General features: G+C 61.8%; 18 protein-coding genes. 6 read left to right on the top strand and 12 right to left on the bottom strand.

The features are described 5' to 3' along the window. Positions 1 to 8: 8 nt before the first annotated feature. Positions 9 to 506, bottom strand: coding sequence for a DUF2244 domain-containing protein (locus tag F2982_RS12000; RefSeq protein WP_203427956.1), 498 nt, complete (start codon positions 504 to 506; stop codon positions 9 to 11). Between F2982_RS12000 and nth the strand changes: the two genes are divergently transcribed. After that, a complete protein-coding gene (gene nth, locus F2982_RS11995; protein ID WP_203427955.1) occupies positions 505 to 1,308 on the top strand; it encodes an endonuclease III in 804 nt (267 codons plus the stop codon). The genes F2982_RS12000 and nth overlap by 2 nt on opposite strands. Here the strand turns inward: nth and F2982_RS11990 are convergent. Next, complete coding sequence (locus tag F2982_RS11990) at positions 1,273 to 1,848, bottom strand: TetR family transcriptional regulator (protein WP_203427954.1); 576 nt, start codon at positions 1,846 to 1,848, stop codon at positions 1,273 to 1,275. The two genes, nth and F2982_RS11990, sit on opposite strands and share 36 nt — an antisense overlap. Before the next feature lie 81 nt (positions 1,849 to 1,929). On the opposite strand from F2982_RS11990, the gene F2982_RS11985 reads away from it, so the two are divergent. Beyond that, on the top strand, positions 1,930 to 2,355 hold the full coding sequence (locus F2982_RS11985) for a VOC family protein (RefSeq protein WP_203427953.1): 426 nt from the start codon (positions 1,930 to 1,932) through the stop codon (positions 2,353 to 2,355). Position 2,356: 1 nt separating this feature from the next. Here the strand turns inward: F2982_RS11985 and F2982_RS11980 are convergent, their stop codons facing one another. Continuing rightward, on the bottom strand, positions 2,357 to 3,070 hold the full coding sequence (locus tag F2982_RS11980; RefSeq protein WP_203427952.1) for a sulfate transporter family protein: 714 nt from the start codon (positions 3,068 to 3,070) through the stop codon (positions 2,357 to 2,359). Positions 3,071 to 3,307: 237 nt separating this feature from the next. Between F2982_RS11980 and F2982_RS11975 the strand changes: the two genes are divergently transcribed. Next, on the top strand, positions 3,308 to 4,165 hold the full coding sequence (locus tag F2982_RS11975; RefSeq protein ID WP_130282295.1) for a MurR/RpiR family transcriptional regulator: 858 nt from the start codon (positions 3,308 to 3,310) through the stop codon (positions 4,163 to 4,165). Here the strand turns inward: F2982_RS11975 and F2982_RS11970 are convergent. The 9 genes from F2982_RS11970 to F2982_RS11930 form a co-directional block, all read right to left on the bottom strand. Further along, positions 4,162 to 5,748 carry an FGGY-family carbohydrate kinase gene (locus F2982_RS11970; RefSeq protein WP_203427951.1) on the bottom strand — a complete coding sequence of 529 codons (1,587 nt, stop codon included), beginning with the start codon at positions 5,746 to 5,748 and terminating at the stop codon, positions 4,162 to 4,164. The genes F2982_RS11975 and F2982_RS11970 overlap by 4 nt on opposite strands. Continuing rightward, positions 5,748 to 6,431, bottom strand: a complete 684-nt coding sequence (locus F2982_RS11965) for an HAD family hydrolase (protein WP_112719797.1) — start codon at positions 6,429 to 6,431, stop codon at positions 5,748 to 5,750. Before F2982_RS11965 ends, F2982_RS11970 begins: the two co-directional genes overlap by 1 nt. Before the next feature lie 89 nt (positions 6,432 to 6,520). Then, a complete protein-coding gene (locus F2982_RS11960; RefSeq protein ID WP_203427950.1) occupies positions 6,521 to 8,002 on the bottom strand; it encodes a mannitol dehydrogenase family protein in 1,482 nt (493 codons plus the stop codon). Between the two features lie 103 nt (positions 8,003 to 8,105). Then, positions 8,106 to 9,104 (bottom strand): ABC transporter ATP-binding protein, encoded by a 999-nt coding sequence (locus tag F2982_RS11955; RefSeq protein ID WP_203427949.1) that lies wholly within the window; start codon positions 9,102 to 9,104, stop codon positions 8,106 to 8,108. 18 nt (positions 9,105 to 9,122) lie between these two features. Beyond that, entirely contained in the window at positions 9,123 to 9,953 is an 831-nt protein-coding gene (locus tag F2982_RS11950; protein WP_112719800.1) for a carbohydrate ABC transporter permease, read from the bottom strand. A 1-nt stretch (position 9,954) separates the two neighbouring features. Continuing rightward, positions 9,955 to 10,827 (bottom strand): sugar ABC transporter permease, encoded by an 873-nt coding sequence (locus F2982_RS11945; RefSeq protein ID WP_112719801.1) that lies wholly within the window; start codon positions 10,825 to 10,827, stop codon positions 9,955 to 9,957. Between the two features lie 139 nt (positions 10,828 to 10,966). Beyond that, positions 10,967 to 12,277 (bottom strand): sugar ABC transporter substrate-binding protein, encoded by a 1,311-nt coding sequence (locus tag F2982_RS11940; RefSeq protein ID WP_199628914.1) that lies wholly within the window; start codon positions 12,275 to 12,277, stop codon positions 10,967 to 10,969. A gap of 145 nt (positions 12,278 to 12,422) precedes the next feature. Then, the gene (locus tag F2982_RS11935) at positions 12,423 to 13,376 is read right to left on the bottom strand and encodes a sugar-binding transcriptional regulator (RefSeq protein ID WP_130282301.1); all 954 of its coding nucleotides are present in this window, start codon (positions 13,374 to 13,376) and stop codon (positions 12,423 to 12,425) included. A 139-nt stretch (positions 13,377 to 13,515) separates the two neighbouring features. Further along, positions 13,516 to 14,094 (bottom strand): exopolysaccharide biosynthesis protein, encoded by a 579-nt coding sequence (locus F2982_RS11930; RefSeq protein WP_246777553.1) that lies wholly within the window; start codon positions 14,092 to 14,094, stop codon positions 13,516 to 13,518. Positions 14,095 to 14,361: 267 nt separating this feature from the next. On the opposite strand from F2982_RS11930, the gene F2982_RS11925 reads away from it, so the two are divergent. Genes F2982_RS11925 through F2982_RS11915 form a run of 3 tightly spaced genes read left to right on the top strand, consistent with a single transcriptional unit; the run spans position 14,362 to position 17,323 of the window. Then, positions 14,362 to 15,021, top strand: coding sequence for a response regulator (locus F2982_RS11925; protein ID WP_130282305.1), 660 nt, complete (start codon positions 14,362 to 14,364; stop codon positions 15,019 to 15,021). Further along, entirely contained in the window at positions 15,018 to 16,352 is a 1,335-nt protein-coding gene (locus tag F2982_RS11920; RefSeq protein ID WP_203427947.1) for an ATP-binding protein, read from the top strand. The genes F2982_RS11925 and F2982_RS11920 overlap by 4 nt, the downstream gene beginning before the upstream one ends. Positions 16,353 to 16,411: 59 nt before the next feature. Next, the gene (locus F2982_RS11915) at positions 16,412 to 17,323 is read left to right on the top strand and encodes an ROK family protein (protein ID WP_203427946.1); all 912 of its coding nucleotides are present in this window, start codon (positions 16,412 to 16,414) and stop codon (positions 17,321 to 17,323) included. Positions 17,324 to 17,333: the final 10 nt, after the last annotated feature.

Genomic DNA, 17,333 nt, shown 5'->3' with positions numbered 1-17,333 from the left:
CGCCACTTTCATAACCGCTGCTTGACGGTCGCCAGCGCCCCCTTAAAGGCTTTGGCGAAGCTTTCGCGGTCATCGGGATTGAGGAAGGAGCCGATATCCGTCCGCCGGCCCTGCCCGGAAACATGCATAGAAAGAATGCCGATCTCGTCGTGTCGGCGCACGAGAAAGCGGGTCCAGAAGGGATTGAAATGATGCTCGACCATCTTGCCCGACGGCGCGAATTTTCGGATCGCCACATCGGTACGCGACACCGTCACTTCCTCGCGTGCCCGCCCTGACCGGTAGTTCAGCCAGAAGGCGCCGTAGAGCAGCGCGAAATCGAGCCCGAAAAAGAAGCCGATCGGCCAGGCGCCGGTGACGATGAAGAACATTCCGTAGAGGAAGCAGATACCGCCGGATATCGCCAGCAGGATGCGGAAGCCCTTGCGGCCGAGAGAGCGGTAAGGGAAAAGTTCGGCTGCGAAAACAGGCTGTTCGCGCGCGCTGTCGGCGTTGCTTTCCGTCATGGCTGGCGAGTATAGATTGTCCATGGCCGAACCGAAACTCAAATCCGCTTCCCGGACTTCCGCAAACTCAAAAGTGATCGTCCGCCGCAAGAAGACCGCGGTGCGCACCGCCTATTCCGAGGCCGAGCGCGAAGAGATCTTCCGCCGTTTTTCGGTCCAGCGGCCGGAGCCGAAGGGCGAGCTGGAGCACAGCAACCCCTTCACGCTGGTGGTCGCCGTGGCGCTTTCGGCGCAGGCGACGGACGCCGGCGTCAACAAGGCGACCCGCGCCCTTTTCAGGGCGGCAGATACACCTGAGAAGATGCTCGATCTCGGCGAAGAGCAGGTGCGTGACTACATCAAGACCATCGGCCTCTATCGCAACAAGGCGAAGAACGTCATGGCTCTCTCGCAGATGCTGGTGGATGAATTCGGCGGCGTCGTGCCGCAGACGCTCGAAGAGCTCATCCGTCTGCCGGGCGTCGGCCGCAAGACCGCCAATGTCGTGCTCTCCATGGCCTTCGGCCAAGCGACCATGGCCGTCGATACCCACATCTTCCGCATCGCCAACCGCATCAGGCTCGCCCCCGGCAAGACGCCGGATGAAGTCGAAGAACGGATGATGAAGGTGGTGCCGAAACAGTATCTCTACCACGCCCATCACTGGCTGATCCTTCATGGGCGCTATACCTGCAAGGCCAGACGTCCGGAATGCGAGCACTGTATCATCGCCGACATCTGTAAATCGGCGGAGAAGACCTGGGAAATGCCGGCGCCGCTGGTCGAACTACCGCCGCAGGTGATCGGCGAGGCCGTCGAGTAGGCTGGCAATCGCCCTCTCGTAGTCCTTACGCACCCCGCCCTGCTCGATCTCGATCGCCGCACGGTCAAAGGCGGCTGACAACAATGATGTCAGCGGTCCAAGCTGCACCCCGGCGGCCGGCAGCATCGTTGCCAATCCCCGCCGCAGACTTTCCTCGGCATTCTCGCGGTCGATCGCCGATGCTTCTGCGCCGAGAACCGCCGGTGCCTCCAGCAACAGAAGCCGCGTGCGCCCCTCCGCCGCCATGGCATCGAAATAGGCCGAAGCGCCCGAGAGCAGCGCATCGCGCGGCGACTGCGCATCCGCCGAACGGCTCTCGATCTCTTCGGCGACCCTCTCCGCCTCCTGTTCGATGACCGCACGGAACAGCGCCCGCTTGTCTTCGAAATGGTGATAGAGCGCCCCGCGCGTCACACCCGCCGCCGAAACGATGTCCGGCGTCGCGGTCTCGGCATAGCCCTTGTCTACGAAGAGTCGGCGCGCTGCCGCAATCAGCGCCTGCTGTGTCTGTTCGGTTCGTTCGCGATTGGTCCTGCTCATATCTTCTATTTACATACACACTGCACGTATGTTAAACGAAAAAACATACAAACTGTACGCAAATAAAAGAGGAGCAACGAAGTGAAATCGACGAGCTATTATCCGGTGATCATGACCGATGACGTGGCGGCCACGGCGGCCTTCTACATCACGCATTTCCGCTTTCAGGCGCTATTTGAAGCCGACTGGTACGTCCATCTCCAGTCCATGGAAAATGAGAACGTCACCCTTGCAGTCCTCGACGGCAGCCACGAGACCATTCCCGAGCAGGCGCGCGGCAAGGTCTCCGGCCTGCTTCTGAATTTCGAGGTCGAGGATGTCGATACGATCTACACCGCCTGCAAGACGGCCGGCCTGCCGATCATGCGCGATCTGCGCGACGAGGATTTCGGCCAGCGGCATTTCATCACCGCCGATCCGAACGGCGTGCTGATCGACATCATCAAGCCGATCCCGCCGAGCGCCGAGTTTGCCGCCATGTACGACGCCTCGGCGCTGCCCGCCTGACCTAGCCTCTGAAGGCCGGATCCTTCTGCGACACCAGCTTGTGCAGGTGCACCATCATGCCGGCGGCAAAGAGCGGCGTGAGGAGATTGAGGAACGGCACCGCAAGAAAGGCCGCGATGACAAGGCCGCCCAGGAAGACCGTCGATCCGTGCTTGGCCCGGAACGCCCGGGCCTCCTCGGGCGGCCGGAAGCGCATCGCCGCAAATTCGAAGAATTCCCGCCCCAGCAGATAGCCGTTGACCATGAAGAAGGCGATCAGGTTGACGCCGGGAATGAAAAGCAGGAACAGCGCGATCATATTGCCAAGGATCACCACACCCAGAAACTTGATCGAGCTCGCGAGAGCCGGGCCGAACGGCATAGCGTTGCCCGGCCGGTCATTTGGGTAGTCCCGCTTTTCCACAACCTCGGCCACATCGTCGAGAAACAGTCCGGCGATCAGCGCCGTCACCGGCGACAGCAGCAGCGCGAGACCGAGCGCCAGCCCGAGACCGGCAAGGATGGCGAAGACGAAGCTCAGCCATCCGGCCCATTCCGGCATCTGCGGAAAGAAGCCCGCGACCCAGGGAAAGAGCAGCGTGGCAAACAGGCTGCGCAGCACGAACCACAGCCCCACCAGCACCAGCAGGGTAAGGCCGAGAACCTTCCAGAAGACCGAGCGCGTCTCGGCGGCGAGAAGATTGCGGAAGGACAGACGAGCGGCGTCAAGGATCATGCTTTGGCGTCTCCATGTGTTGTCCCGGATGTAGGAATCCCCGCGCAGAACGGCAAGCGGAAATAAAATTACATGCAACAATGGAAAACTTGTCTGCAACTAGACACTAATATATACTGCAAACTATTCGATCTAAACTTGAGCCTGAGACGCAGCTTCCGGAAATAGTTGCAAACGGCAAGTCTCGCCTAAGCGCATCGGAAGCCTCCGCGCCTCTGCCAGTGAGGGGATGCCCGCGTGGAAGACTTCGTCCAGAAGCTCAGGCATTACGTGAAATCCGGCACCCCAGCGGAGCGCCGGATCGCGAAATATTTCACCGAGCATCTGAACGATTTGCCCTTCGAAACCGCGGCCTCCGTCGCCGACCGGCTGGACCTCAGCCCGATGACCGTCGGCCGCTTTCTGCGGGCGCTCGGCTATCAGGGGCTCGACAGCGTCAAGATCCACATCCGCGAAACCGCCGTCACCTCGCCGGTGCAATTGCAGACCTCGCTCACCGAACTGCAGACCGACGCATCGAGCGGCAAGCCGCTGGCGTTGCTCGTCACCGAACAGATCCAGGCCCTGCACCACATCTATCATCTCACCGCCCAGCCCCAATGGGCCGAAGCCGTAGCGATGATCTCAGGCGCGCGCGAAGTCTTCATCGCCACGCATGCCCGCATGGCCGGCTTCGCCTCGCATTTCGCCCAGCGGCTGACCCGCGCCCGCGATGGTGTGCGGGCCCTCGATGGCTCCGGCAGCCGTTTCGCCGAATTGTTTGCCCGCCAGACCGGCGAAGGCGCCCTCCTCGTCATCGTCGACAGCCGCCGCTTCGCCCGCGCCCGGCTGCTTGCCAGAACGGCACGGCGCTACGGCTACAAGGTCGTCCTGATCGCTGCCGAGAACAATGACTGGATGCCGGATCAATCCAACATCATGCTGACGCTGCCGCCGTCGCGCGTCCCTGATGACGACAACCTGCCGCCGCTGATGGCCTTGCTCGATTGTCTCTCGGAAACGGTGATCGCCGCCACCGGCGATGAAGCACAGCAGCGCGAACGCCGCATGGCCGAATTCGGCGCCATCCTGGGCGAGGGCCGCGGCGGAGGTTAATCCATCGCCTCCAGCTCGGCACGATGGCGATACATCGCCAGCAGCCGGCGGTATTCCCGATCGTACATCGCCCGCTTCCCGGCATTCGGGCTGCGCTCGTCGCCGCCAGGATACATGGCGGTTCCGGCGGCGGCGAGATCGCGGTGCAGGCCGCAGGCGACGGATGCGGCGATTGCCGTGCCGAGCAGCACGGCCTCGTTCATCTTCGGCACCACCACCTTGCATCCCGTCGCATCGGAATAGAGCTCCATCAGCACCGGGTTCTTCACATGGCCGCCTGCCACATGCAGCGTGTCGGGCACGTAGCCATATTCCTTCATCTTCTCGAGGATGTGGCGGATGCCGAGCGCGATCCCGACGGCCGTGCGCCAATAGAGCGCGCAGAGACCGTCGAAGGACGTGTCGAGCGTCAATCCGCTGACGACGCCGACAGCATGCGGATCGGCAAGCGGCGAGCGGTTGCCGTGGAAATCGGGGAGCACGAAAATGCGAGCGCCGAAGGCGTCGTCGCCCTCCTCGGCGCGAAGCTGCGCAACGCGGGCGGCGATCTTCTGGTGCAGTGCCGCCGTCGGCTCGCCGCCTGCAGCATGCATGCGCACGATATGATCGAGAAGCGCGCCGGTCGCCGACTGTCCGGCTTCGACAAGCCAGGACTGCGGAAATACGGCTTCGTAATACGGGCCCCACATGCCATGGCTCGGCCGCCGTTCGCGCGAAAAGGAAACGATGCAGCTCGATGTACCGGCGATCAGCGCCAGCTGCCGCTCGAGCGCGCGCGGATCATCGGCAAAGCCGCCGAGCGTGCCGAGAGCCCCGGCATAGGCGTCGATCATACCCGCCGAGACGTGGCATGCCGTCGTCAGACCGAGGGCCGAGGCCGCTTCCTGCGTCAGCGTGCCGACGCTGGAGCCGACCGGAATTGTATCGTCAGGCAGATGCCCGCGCTCTTGCAGGTCCTCAAGGCCGATCTTCGCCAGGAAGTCTTTCCGCCAGCCGTCTTTCTCATGGGAGAGATAGTTCCACTTGGCCGTCAGCGTGCAGCGCGAGCGGTTCAGCGATCCCGTCGCTTTCCAGGTCATGAAGTCGGCCAGGTCGAAGAAGTAGCCGGCATTCATCCAGGTGCCTGGCAGCTTCTTCTTCAGCCACATCAGCTTCGGCATTTCCATTTCGGGCGACATGAAATGCCCGGAATGCTCCAGCACCGCATGTTCCGTCGCCGTGCAGAAATCAGCCTCCTGCAGCGCCCGATGATCGAGCCAGACGATCGTGTCGAACCGCTTTTCGCCACCGGTCGAAACGGAAATCTGCCGCCCCTCGACATCGCGCACGACAAGCGAGCAGGTCCCGTCGAAGCCGATCGCGCCGATCGAGGCGGGCGCCACGCCGGATTGTTCCACGGCCTTGCGGACCGAGATGCAGACGGCGGACCAGATATTTTCGGAATCGTGCTCGGCGTGGTTTTCACGCGGTCTGTTCATGATGATGGGATGCTCGGCCTTGCCAAGCAACCGGCCGGTGGCATCGAAGACACCGGCGCGCGCACTGCCGGTGCCGACATCCACCGCAACCACGTGATCATGCATCAGGGGTGCATCCCATCCAGCTTTTGTTTCTGGATAAGGTGTATCAAATCCGGCATCACGTCAAACACCGCTTCGGGCGAAAGCCGGTCAAGTTCAGCACGATAGCCTTCGAAATTGGCGTGCGAGCCGCCGGTGAAGGCAAAGACACGCATGCCGGCCGCCTTTGCCGCCTCGATGCCTGCAGGACTATCTTCGATGACGACGCAGTTCTCCGGCGCGACATGCATTTCCCGCGCTGCATGCAGAAAAAGATCAGGTGCCGGCTTGCCGTTCTTGACCATGCTGGCGCTGAAGATGTTCGGCAGCTTGTCGATCAGCCCGGTGACGGAAAGCGAAAGCTTGATGCGCTCGACCTGGCTGGACGAGGCCACGCAGCAGGGCAGATGCAGCGCGTCGATCGTCTCGCCGATACCCTCGATCGGCTTCAGCTCGTTGCGGAAGCGGCTGTAGAGATCGACCCGCATCCGCTCGAGAAATTCTTCCCCGGCATGGACGTGATAGTCGTTTCTCATGGTTTCGATGACGGTCGCAAGGCTCTTGCCGAGAAACCGGCCATAGACCTCCTCTTCCGTGATCGGAACACCGAGATCGTTCATCGCCTTGACGAGAACGTTGACGGATATCGGCTCGCTGTCGACGAGCACGCCGTCGCAATCGAAAATGACAAGCCGTGTCTCAGTCATGAAAGACCAACCATGTTCTCGGACGCGTTGCCGGCCCGCTTGCCGCAAGGCGGGTCGATGGCGGCGTCATCCGCCGCCATCGCAATTGCTTACACTGCAAGCTTGCCGTCGAGATAGAGCTGCAGCGTCTCGCGGGTGCCCTTTTCCCACAGCGTTTTCAGGGCATGTGCGAAGCGCTTGCGGAAGATTTCCGATTTCGCCACTTCGCCGAAGATGTCGTCGAAGGCGAGGAATGCCATCGGATCGTCCTTGGCCTTCAGCGCCGCGGCATGCAGACGGTCGGCGCTGGCATCGTTGAAGACGATGTCCTTGCCGCTGTCGGTCTTGCCGGCGAAGTAGCGGCACCAGAGCGCCGAGACCAACGACAGGCCGACGACATCACGGCCCTGGCTGAGATTGTCGAGCGTCGAGGGCAGGATGAACTTCGGCTGACGGTTCGAACCATCCTGCGCTAGGCGCGGAATGGTATCGGCGATCTTCGGGTTGAGCAGGCGCCGCTCGATCAGCTGGAAATAATCCTGCAGCGAAGTGTTCGGCACCGGCGGAACGATCGGGATGATCTCATCCTTTTCGAGCTTCGCCAGGAAGGCGCGGATCAGCGGATCTTCCATCGAGTCGTGCACGAAGTGAATGTCCATCAGAGCCGCCGGATAGGCGATCGCCGCATGGCCGCCGTTCAGGATGCGGATCTTCATATGTTCGTAAGGCGTGACATCGGGAACGAAGGTGACGCCGACCTTTTCGAGCGCCGGGCGGCCCGCCGTGAACTTGTCTTCCAGCACCCACTGCTTGAACTCTTCGCAGTAGACCGGCCAGTTGTCCTCGATGCCGAACTGATCCTTCAGAAGATCGATTTCGCGCTGACCGGTTGCCGGCGTAATGCGGTCGACCATGGCATTCGGAAAGGCGACATTGGCCTTGATCCAGTCGGCAAGCGCCGGATCGGAAAGCTTCGCGGTGCCGACGACAGCATTGGTGGTGACGACGCCGTTATGCGGAATGTTATCGCAGGACATGACCGTGAACGGCACGATGCCCTTGTCCTTGCGCGCCTTCAGACCGGCGACGATCAGGCCGAAGACGGTCTTCGGCTCCGTCGGGTTCTTGCCGTCGGCGGCAATCGCCGGATGCTCCGGATTGAACTTGCCGGAAGCGTCGATGAAATAGCCGCCTTCGGTGATTGTCATCGAGACGATGCGGATTGCGGGATCGGAGAGCTTGGCGATGATCGCCTTGGCGTCGCCGATCGGCAGAATGTCGGCCATCGGTCCGGTGACCCGGGCCGCGGTCTTGTTGTTGTCCTGCTCGACGACGGTCGTCAGGAAATCTTGGGCCGCGAGCTTCTCGCGCATGGCCGCGTCCGACGGCAGCATGCCCGCGCCGACGATCGCCCAGTCGTGATCCTGCCCCTGGTTGAACAGGTCGTCGAGATAGATCGCCTGATGGGCGCGATGAAAATTGCCGACGCCGAAGTGCACGATGCCGGCCGTGAGCGACGCCCGGTCATAGGCCGGAATTGCAGCGGTCTTTGCCGCTTCGGTAAGCGTTGCCAGCGATAGTTTGCACGTCATGATCTCAGTCCTCTTGAGGTCTTCCGGAACGGCAGCCGCTCCGGGTATCGGTGAAGCGGACACCCTGCCCGCTTCACATGGCCACCCCGGCCCGGTCGTCGCCTCAGATGGCGAGGCCGCCCTCGTTGAATTTGTGGATGCGGGTCTTGTCCGGCGTCAGGTAGACGGTGTCGCCCGCCTTGGCCGCGAATTCGCCACCGCCACGCGCCGTCACCGGGCCAATGCCATCGACGTCGATATGCAGGAACGTATCGGAGCCGAGATGCTCGGCGACCGTGACCCTGCCCTTCCACTCACCGCTCTCGTTCGACAGCATCACATGCTCCGGACGAATGCCGATCGTGTGTGCGCCGAGCTGTGCTGCCGTCTGACCCTTGACGAAATTCATCTTCGGCGAGCCGATGAAGCCGGCGACGAAGAGATTGCGCGGGTTCTTGTAGAGCTCAAGCGGCGAGCCGACCTGCTCGATATTGCCCTTGTTCAGCACCACGATCTTGTCGGCCATGGTCATGGCTTCCACCTGGTCGTGGGTGACGTAGATCATCGTGGTCTTCAGCTGCTGGTGCAGCTCGCTGATCTCGATGCGCATGTTGACGCGCAGCGCGGCATCGAGGTTCGACAGCGGTTCGTCGAACAGGAAGGCCGACGGCTGGCGGACGATCGCGCGGCCGATGGCGACGCGCTGGCGCTGACCACCCGAAAGCTGGCGCGGCTTGCGCTCCAGATAGTCGGTGAGGTTCAGAACCCGGGCCGCATCGGCGACCTTCTTGTCGATTTCGGCCTTGTCCATCCCCGCCATCTTCAGCGGGAAGGCGATGTTGTTGCGCACGCTCATATGCGGATAGAGCGCGTAGGACTGGAAGACCATCGCCAGACCGCGTTCGGACGGGGCCCTTTCGGTCGCGTCCTTGCCGTCGATGACGATCTTGCCGCTGGAGACGTCCTCAAGCCCGGCGATCAGCCGGAGCAGCGTGGACTTGCCGCAGCCGGAGGGGCCGACGAAGACGACGAACTCGCCGTCCTTGATATCGAGATCGATCGAAGGGATGACCTTGGCTTCGCCGAAGACCTTCGAGACTTTCTGAAGGGTAATGCTGCCCATGTTTCTCTCCCTGTAGTCTTATTTCACCGCGCCGAAGGTCAGGCCGCGGACGAGTTGTTTCTGCGAGAACCAGCCGAGGATAAGGATCGGGGCGATCGCCATTGTCGATGCTGCCGAAAGCTTTGCGTAGAACAAGCCTTCGGGGCTGGAATAGGAAGCGATGAAGGCCGTCAGCGGCGCCGCCTTTGAGGCAGAGAGGTTGAGGGTCCAGAAGGCTTCGTTCCAGGCAAGGATGATGTTGAGCAGCAGCGTCGAGGCAATTCCGGGAACGGCCATCGGCGTCAGCACGTAGATGATTTCCTTGGCGAGCGAGGCGCCGTCCATGCGGGCGGCTTCGAGGATCTCGCCGGGGATTTCCTTGAAGTATGTGTAGAGCATCCAGACGATGATCGGCAGGTTGATCAGCGTCAGCACGATCACCAGTCCGAAGCGGCTGTCGAGCAGGCCGCTGTTGCGGAACATCAGGTAGATCGGGATGAGCGCGCCGACCGGCGGCATCATCTTCGTCGACAGCATCCACATCAGGACATCCTTGGTCCGCTTGGTCGGCGAGAACGCCATGGCCCAGGCGGCCGGGATGGCGATGATCAGGCCAAGCAGCGTCGAGCCGAAGGAGATGATCACCGAGTTCATGAAGTGGCCGAGATAGTTCGACCGGCTCTGCACTTCCGAATAGTTCTCGGTCGTCCAGTGGAAGAACAGGAACTGCGGCGGCGAGGCGATTGCATCGGCTTCCGACTTGAAGCTCGTCAGGAAGGTCCAGAGGATCGGGAAGAAGATCAGGATCCCGAGCGTCCAGGCAATCGCGGTCATGATGACCTTGCGCTGTGTTGTGACTTTGCGAGCCATCTTACGCCTCCAGGTTCTTGCCGACGAGGCGGACAAGGAAGATCGCGACGATATTGGCGAGGATGACAGCGACGATACCGCCTGCCGAAGCACCGCCGATATCGAACTGCAGAAGCGCCTGCACATAGACCAGGTAGGTCAGGTTCGTGCTCTGCGTGCCGGGACCGCCATTGGTCGTGACCAGGATTTCGGCGAAGACGGACAACAGGAAGATCGTCTGGATCAGGATGACCACGGTGATGGCGCGGGCCATGTGCGGCAGCACGATATAGATGAATTTCGAGACAACCCCTGCGCCGTCCATTTCGGCGGCTTCCTGCTGCTCTTCGTCGAGCGACTGCAGGGCCGTCAGCATGATGAGCGTCGCGAAGGGCAACCACTGCCAGGCAACGATCAGGATGATCGAGAACAGCGGCGCATTCGCCAGCCAGTCATAGGGCTGCAATCCGAGCGCCTTGGCGAGATGCGCGAAGAGCCCGTTGACCGGGTTCATGAACATGTTCTTCCAGACGAGCGCTGCGACCGTCGGCATGACGAAGAACGGCGCGATCACCAGGATGCGCACGATGCCCTGCCCGTAGATGTCCTGGTTCAGCAGGATGGCGAAGGCAATGCCGCCGATGACGGTGATCAACAGCACCCCAAGCACGAGCAGCAACGTATTGCCAAGCGCCGAGAAGAAGGCCGGGTCCGTGAGGAAGTATTTATAATTGAGGAAGCCGACGAAGGTTTCCATGCCCGGGCTGAGCAGATTGTAGTTCAGCAGCGAGAAGTAGATCGTCATCGCCAGCGGGATGAGCGACCAGAGCAGCAGGAGGATGACCGAAGGCGCCATCATCATGCGCGCCGCAGAGCGGGTGTGTAACGTTGCCATGGCAATTACCGATCTTGTCTTGGAGTGGCGAACGGCTGCAGGGCAGCAAAGAAAAAAAGGGGCCGCCGATGCAGTTCGGGCAATTCGGCGGCCCAGTTGAGTGGAATGTCAAGCATTCCAACCCGTTCTCAGGAGGTTATTACTTGATGTAACCAGCCTTGGTCATTTCGCGGGTGGTCAGCTGCTGTGCGCTCTGGAGAGCCTGGTCGACCGAGATCTGGCCGGCAAGCGCTGCGGAGAACTGCTGGCCAACGGCCGTACCGATGCCTTGGAATTCCGGGATCGCCACGAACTGAACGCCGACATAGGGGACCGGCTTTACGGTCGGCTTGGTCGGGTCAGCCGAGTTGATCGAGTCCAGCGTCATCTTCGCGAAAGGAGCTGCCTTCTGGTAATCGGCATTCGCATAGAGCGAAGAGCGCGTACCGGGAGGTGCATTCAGCCAGCCTTCCTTCTCGGCGACCAGCTCGGTGTAGTGCTTGCTGGTAGCCCAGGCGACGAACTTCTCAGCCGCTTCGACCTTCTGCGAGCCTGCCGGGATGGCGAGGTTCCAGGCCCAGAGCCAGTTGCCGCGCTTGCCGAGGCCCTTATCCGGAGCCAGAGCGAAGCCGACCTTGTCAGCAACCTGCGATTCCTTCGGGTTGCTGACGAAAGATGCAGCAACGGTCGCGTCGATCCACATGCCGCACTTGCCGGTCTGGAAGAGCGCCAGGTTTTCGTTGAAGCCGTTCGAAGAAGCACCGGGAGGGCCGGCTTCCTTCATCAGGTTGACGTAGAAGTTCAGCGTGTCCTTCCACTCGGGCTGATCGAACTGCGGTGCCCACTTTTCGTCAAACCAGCGAGCGCCGAAGGAGTTCGACATAGCCGTCAGGAAGGCCATGTTTTCGCCCCAGCCAGCCTTGCCGCGAAGGCAGATGCCGTAGATTTCCTTGTCCTTGTTGGTGATCTTCTTCGCAGCGTCTGCGATGAAGTCCCAGGTCGGAGCGTCGGGCATCTTCAGGCCGGCAGCGTCGAACAGATCCTTGCGGTACATGACCATGGAGCTTTCGCCGTAGAACGGAGCTGCATAGAGCTTGCCGTCTGCGGTCAGGCCGCTGCGGATAGCCGGCAGCAGGTCGTCGGCATCGTAGTCGGCGCCGAGATTGTCGAGCGGCATCAGCCAGCCCTGCTTTGCCCAGATCGGAACTTCGTAAGTGCCGATGGTCAGAACGTCATACTGACCGCCCTTGGTCGCGATGTCGGTGGTGACCTTCTGGCGCAGCACGTTCTCTTCGAGCGTGACCCATTCCAGATCGATGTCGGGGTTGGATTTTTTGAAGTCGTCCGTCAGCTTCTGCATCCGGATCATGTCGCCGTTGTTCACGGTCGCGATCGTGAGCGTTTCAGCCGAAGCCATGCCCGCAAACGCAAGTGCCGAGCAGGCGCCCAGCAGGAGAGTTCTCAATGTCATATCTTCCTCCCAGAAGATGAGTGTGAGCATTCGCTTTGCTCATGGGCAATTACTCACAAAACATTACAAAATGTCAATCCGCATTCGTTGCTGCATCAGCGAACGGCACGCTTAACTATATGATTTAAAACAAAATAATTTTTGCTCAACCTGTGAGCAAAAACTCGGCAGTTGCCTCATCGGTGATCAAAGCATTGATCTGCCGACCAACGATCGCCGCCCGTATCGCCTTGAATTTACGCTTGCCCTTGGCGATTCCAATCACCGTCGAAGACTCGCGCGGCGGGATCGGCGCAGACGCCACCCGCTCGTTGATCGGGTTATCAAGAAGCTTGCCGTCACCGTCGAAAATCCAGCCGCAGATCTCGCCGACGGCGCCGTTGCGCATCAGCTCCATCATCTCGTCCTTCTCGAGGAAACCGTCAACGCAGAGCGGGCCGTCGATGCCGAGCTCGCCGATACCGACGAAGGTGACATCCGACTGCGAGCTGATCTCTAGCGTCGAGCGCACCAGCTGCTGGCTGTGCAGCATCTCTCGCTCTTCCGAAGAGGTGACGAGAACCGGCAGCGGCATCGGGAAATGCCGCGCCTTGACGGCATCGGCCATGCTGAAGATGACGTTGTAATAGGCGGCCGACCCGTCGGGCGTGATGTTGCCGGTCAGCGAGACGATGCGGTGATCGGGACATTCGAGCAGCGGCAGCTGATCGACCGCGGCCTTCAGCGTACGTCCGGTGCCGACGGCAAGCACGATCGGCTCCGGCCGCTTCAGCCAACGCTCGATCTCCGCCGCCGCCGCCTCGGCAATGCCGATCGTCGTCGATGAAGAGCCCGGATCGCTGGGCACGACCTCGACATAGCGCAGGTCGAATTTCTTGCGCAGCTGGTTGCCGAGTTCGAGGCAGGCGGCAATCGGATGGTCGAGCCGCACCTTGATCAGCTTTTCGGCAACGGCAAGCGAAACCAGCCGCTGCGCCGACTGGCGCGAAATCCCCATGGTGGAGGCGATCTCGTCCTGCGTACGGCCGGCAACGTAATAGAGCCAACCCGCCCGCGCCGCGTCGTCCAGCCGTCCAGGAGTATCGGTTCTCTTTGCCATCTAGCTTCTACCGCGCAAAATAAGCCGGTGCTTTACCGGGTGAAATGACCATGAATCTCTAATGCGCCAGATCAAAACAAAAATGGGCAAATGTCGAGTGCGTTGAAGAAATGCGTGACAGATTTCGTTGTCTGGGCCGTCATGCAAACCAGTTCGCGATAACGAAAGCCGCCGCCTTGACGATCCCGTAGACCATGCCGCCGACAATCGTCGCCGACAGCGCCGTGGCAATCACGCCGAGGATCACAAACAGCCCGTCACGCCCGAGAATGCCGAAGGAGAACAGGCAGATCGCCAGCGCCGGCAGCATGTTCCCGAGTGGGATCGGCAGCGTCAGAATGATCGCCATGACAAGACAGAGGAAGCCCGCGACATATTCCGCCGGAGGCTCGACCAGCACGGAAAGCCGCGGTTTCAGCATCCGCTCGGCAAAGGCCAGCCAGCGATGGATTCGCGAAATGATCGCCTCGAAATCCTCCCGCCGCATCGAACGGTCGGCAATCACCTTCGGCAGCCAGGGCTTTAGGCCAAATGTCAGCTGTCCGGCAAGAAAGAGCAGCGGTGCGCCAAGGATTGCCGAGGTTCCCGGCGGTGTCGGCACGAGATTGGGCAATGCGAAGACCAGCATCAGAGCGCCGATTGCCCGGTCACCCATGGTCTCGAAAATATCCCGGATGGAGATGCGTTCGCGCGAACGGTCGTTCGCCATCTGCCTCAGAATTGCCGACAGGCGGCGCGCCCGCGGACGTGGATTACGCGGCAGGCGCCCCCGCGCCATGTCCATGCTATCGATCGTCATAAAACCCCAGCTTCTCGATTTCGGCTTACTGATACCATCCAAATATGAAGCTTCTCTGTTGAATGTGCCGCCATCATGACGGCAGGGGTTCGCGATCACGGCCATTGCAAGGCCATTTTTCGCCGTCACGCCCCGCTTGACCCGTGCCGCGACCGGGCGTTACTCATTCGCCAAGGAGAAATTTGCGTGCGGATTTTGCTGGTTGAAGACGACGGAATGATCGGCGAAGCGGTGCGCGACCATGTGGCCGCCGCCGGTCACGCGATCGACTGGATGCGCACCATCACCGACGCGCATGTGGCGGCGAAATCCGTCGACTACGGCCTGATTCTGCTCGACCTGCAGCTGCCTGACGGCACCGGCATCGCCTTCCTCAAGGAGATCCGCGGCCGCGGCTCATCGGTTCCCGTCATCATCCTGACCGCCCGGGACCAGATTTCCGACCGCATCGAAGGACTGAACGCCGGCGCCGACGACTATCTCGTCAAACCCTTCAATCTCGGCGAACTGGAGGCCCGCATCATGGCGGTTGCGCGCCGCTATGGCGCCAACCCGCACCCGATCATCAAGATCGCCGACATCGAGATCGACCGCCCGCAGCACAAGCTTGCGGTCGCCGGCGAGCCGATCGTGCTGACGAGCCGTGAATGGGCAGTTCTCGATCTTCTGATCGCAAGGCCGGGCGCCATCGTTCCCAAGGACCGGATCGAGGAGGCGCTCTATGCCTTCGGGTCGGAGATCGAGAGCAATACGGTCGAGGTCTATGTCAGCCGCCTGCGCAAGAAGATCGGCAAGGACCGCATCCGTACCGCCCGCGGCATCGGTTACACACTGGGCGAAGCATGAGACGTGAACCGAGCATCACCCGGCCGCTGATCCTGGCGCTGACGAGCATCCTCGTGCTCTTCTGGCTAATCGCCATCGGCCTCAGCATCCGCGTCATGCAGCACGAGTTCTCGGAGATTTTCGATAGCGCGCAGGAAGAAACGACGCAGCGCCTGCTGGCGCTGATCGTCGACGATCTCGGCGAACGGACCGTCAGCGACCCGCGCAGCATCGCCATGCTGAACACGGCCGCCAGCCGCGAATACCTGACCTATCAGCTGCGCAACAAGACCGGAAAGGTCGTGCTGCGCTCCAACGACGCGCCGTCCGAGCCCTTCAGCGCGCCGCTTACCCAAGGCTTCCACGACACGCAATCGCACCGCATCTACACCGAGGCGACGGCGGATGGCACGCTGTTCATGCAGGTCGCCGACCGCTTCGGCAATCGCCGCGAAGCCGTGCGCGAAAGTGCCGCGACGCTTCTCTGGCCGCTGATCGTCCTGATCCCCGCCAGCATCTTCGCCGTCTGGTTCGTGGTCGGCCGCGCGCTGAAACCGATCGAGACGCTGCGGCAGGACATTGCCACCAAGGACGGCGGCAACATGGCGCCGATCGAAAGCGGCCGCCTACCGCGCGAGATCAAGCCGATCGCCCGTTCCGTCAACCTGCTGCTTGCCCGGCTGCGCGCAGCCCTCGAAGCTGAGCGCGAATTCACCGCCAACAGCGCCCACGAGCTGCGCACCCCGATCGCCGGTGCGCTGGCGCAGACACAGCGCCTTGCGCAGGAGCTGCCTGCAGGCCCCGTCCGCCAGCGGGCGCAGCAGGTAGAAGCATCGCTTGCCAATCTCGGCCGCCTTGCCGAGAAGCTGCTGCAGCTCTCCCGTGCCGAGGCCGGCATCGGCCGAAGCGACACACCATCCGATCTCAAGGCGATCCTCGACATGCTGATGGTCGACTACGCCCGCGACAGCCGCACCGAAGGCCGCGTCGCCTATCAGGCAGAGCCCGGTGCTGCCATGGTGCGCAATGCCGATATCGACGCCTTCGGCATCGTCATCCGCAATCTCGTCGAGAACGCGCTCTCTCATGGCGATCCCGAACAGCCGGTGGAGGTCTCGATCGATGGCAATGGGACGATCCGGGTCGTCAACGACAGCTCCGTCATCGCCGCAGCCGATCTTGCAAATCTGAAGCGCCGCTTCCGCCGCGGCGCGACCAACGCGCCGGGCTCCGGCCTTGGTCTGGCGATCGCCGACCGCATCACTACGCAGATGGGCGGTACGCTGGAGCTGATCTCGCCCGCGAGCGGCAGCCGATCCGGCTTCGAAGCGCGGATCACGCTGCCCGCATAGGACTTGCAAATCACCGCAAACGGTGCGAGCAGACGCCAGTAATCGCGAGGCGGCAAGACATGATCATTTCCTTCGATATCGGCGGCTCGGCCATCAAGGGCGGCATCGCCCGCTCGGAAGCGGACATCACTCCCATGGGCCGCAAGCCGACCCCGAAGGATGACTTTGCGGCCTTCGTCGAAACCATTCGCAGTTTCATCACCGAAAGCGGCGAAAAGCCCACGCGCGTCGCACTGTCGATCGCCGGCGTTGTCGATCCCGATACCCAGCGCCTGACCTGCGCCAACATTCCCTGCATCCACGGCCGCGATCTTGCTGCCGATCTTCAGGCCGAACTCGGCCTGCCGGTGCTGATCGCCAATGATGCGGATTGCTTTGCCATGGCCGAAGCCGAACTCGGCGCTGGCCGCGGCCACCGCATCGTTCTCGGCGCCATCCTCGGCACCGGCGTCGGTGGCGGCCTTGTCTCCGATGGCCGGTTGATCAACGCCTCAGGCGGCTTTGCCGGTGAATGGGGCCACGGCCCGATCATCGCCTCGGAAGCCGGAAACCCGCCTGCCAAAATCCCGGCCTATCCCTGCGGCTGCGGCCAGAAGGGCTGCGTCGACACCGTCGGCGGCGCCCGCGGCCTAGAGCGCCTGCACAAGACGCTGCATGACCTCGATTTCTCCAGCGAGGAGATTATCGCGCAATGGCAGCAGGGCGATGAGAAAGCGACGCGCACGATCGACGTCTATATCGATCTCGTGGCCTCGCCGCTCGCCCTGACCGTCAACATCACCGGCGCGACCATAGTGCCGGTTGGCGGTGGCCTGTCGAATGTCGAGCAGCTGCTTGCCGAGCTCGACAAGGCAGTCCGGCAACGGATCCTGCGCAAGTTCGACCGCCCGTTGGTGGTTCGCAGCGAATGCCGCGTCGAACCCGGCCTGATCGGTGCAGCCATTCTCGGCCTGAAGGCCGAAGCCGTCTAAAGTAAAAAGC

Origin of the sequence: Rhizobium sp. BG4, from assembly GCF_016864575.1 — a bacterium.
Taxonomy (GTDB): domain Bacteria; phylum Pseudomonadota; class Alphaproteobacteria; order Rhizobiales; family Rhizobiaceae; genus Rhizobium.
The sequence above is the reverse complement of the archived record's forward strand: the minus strand, read 5'-3'. Positions and strand labels throughout refer to the sequence as shown.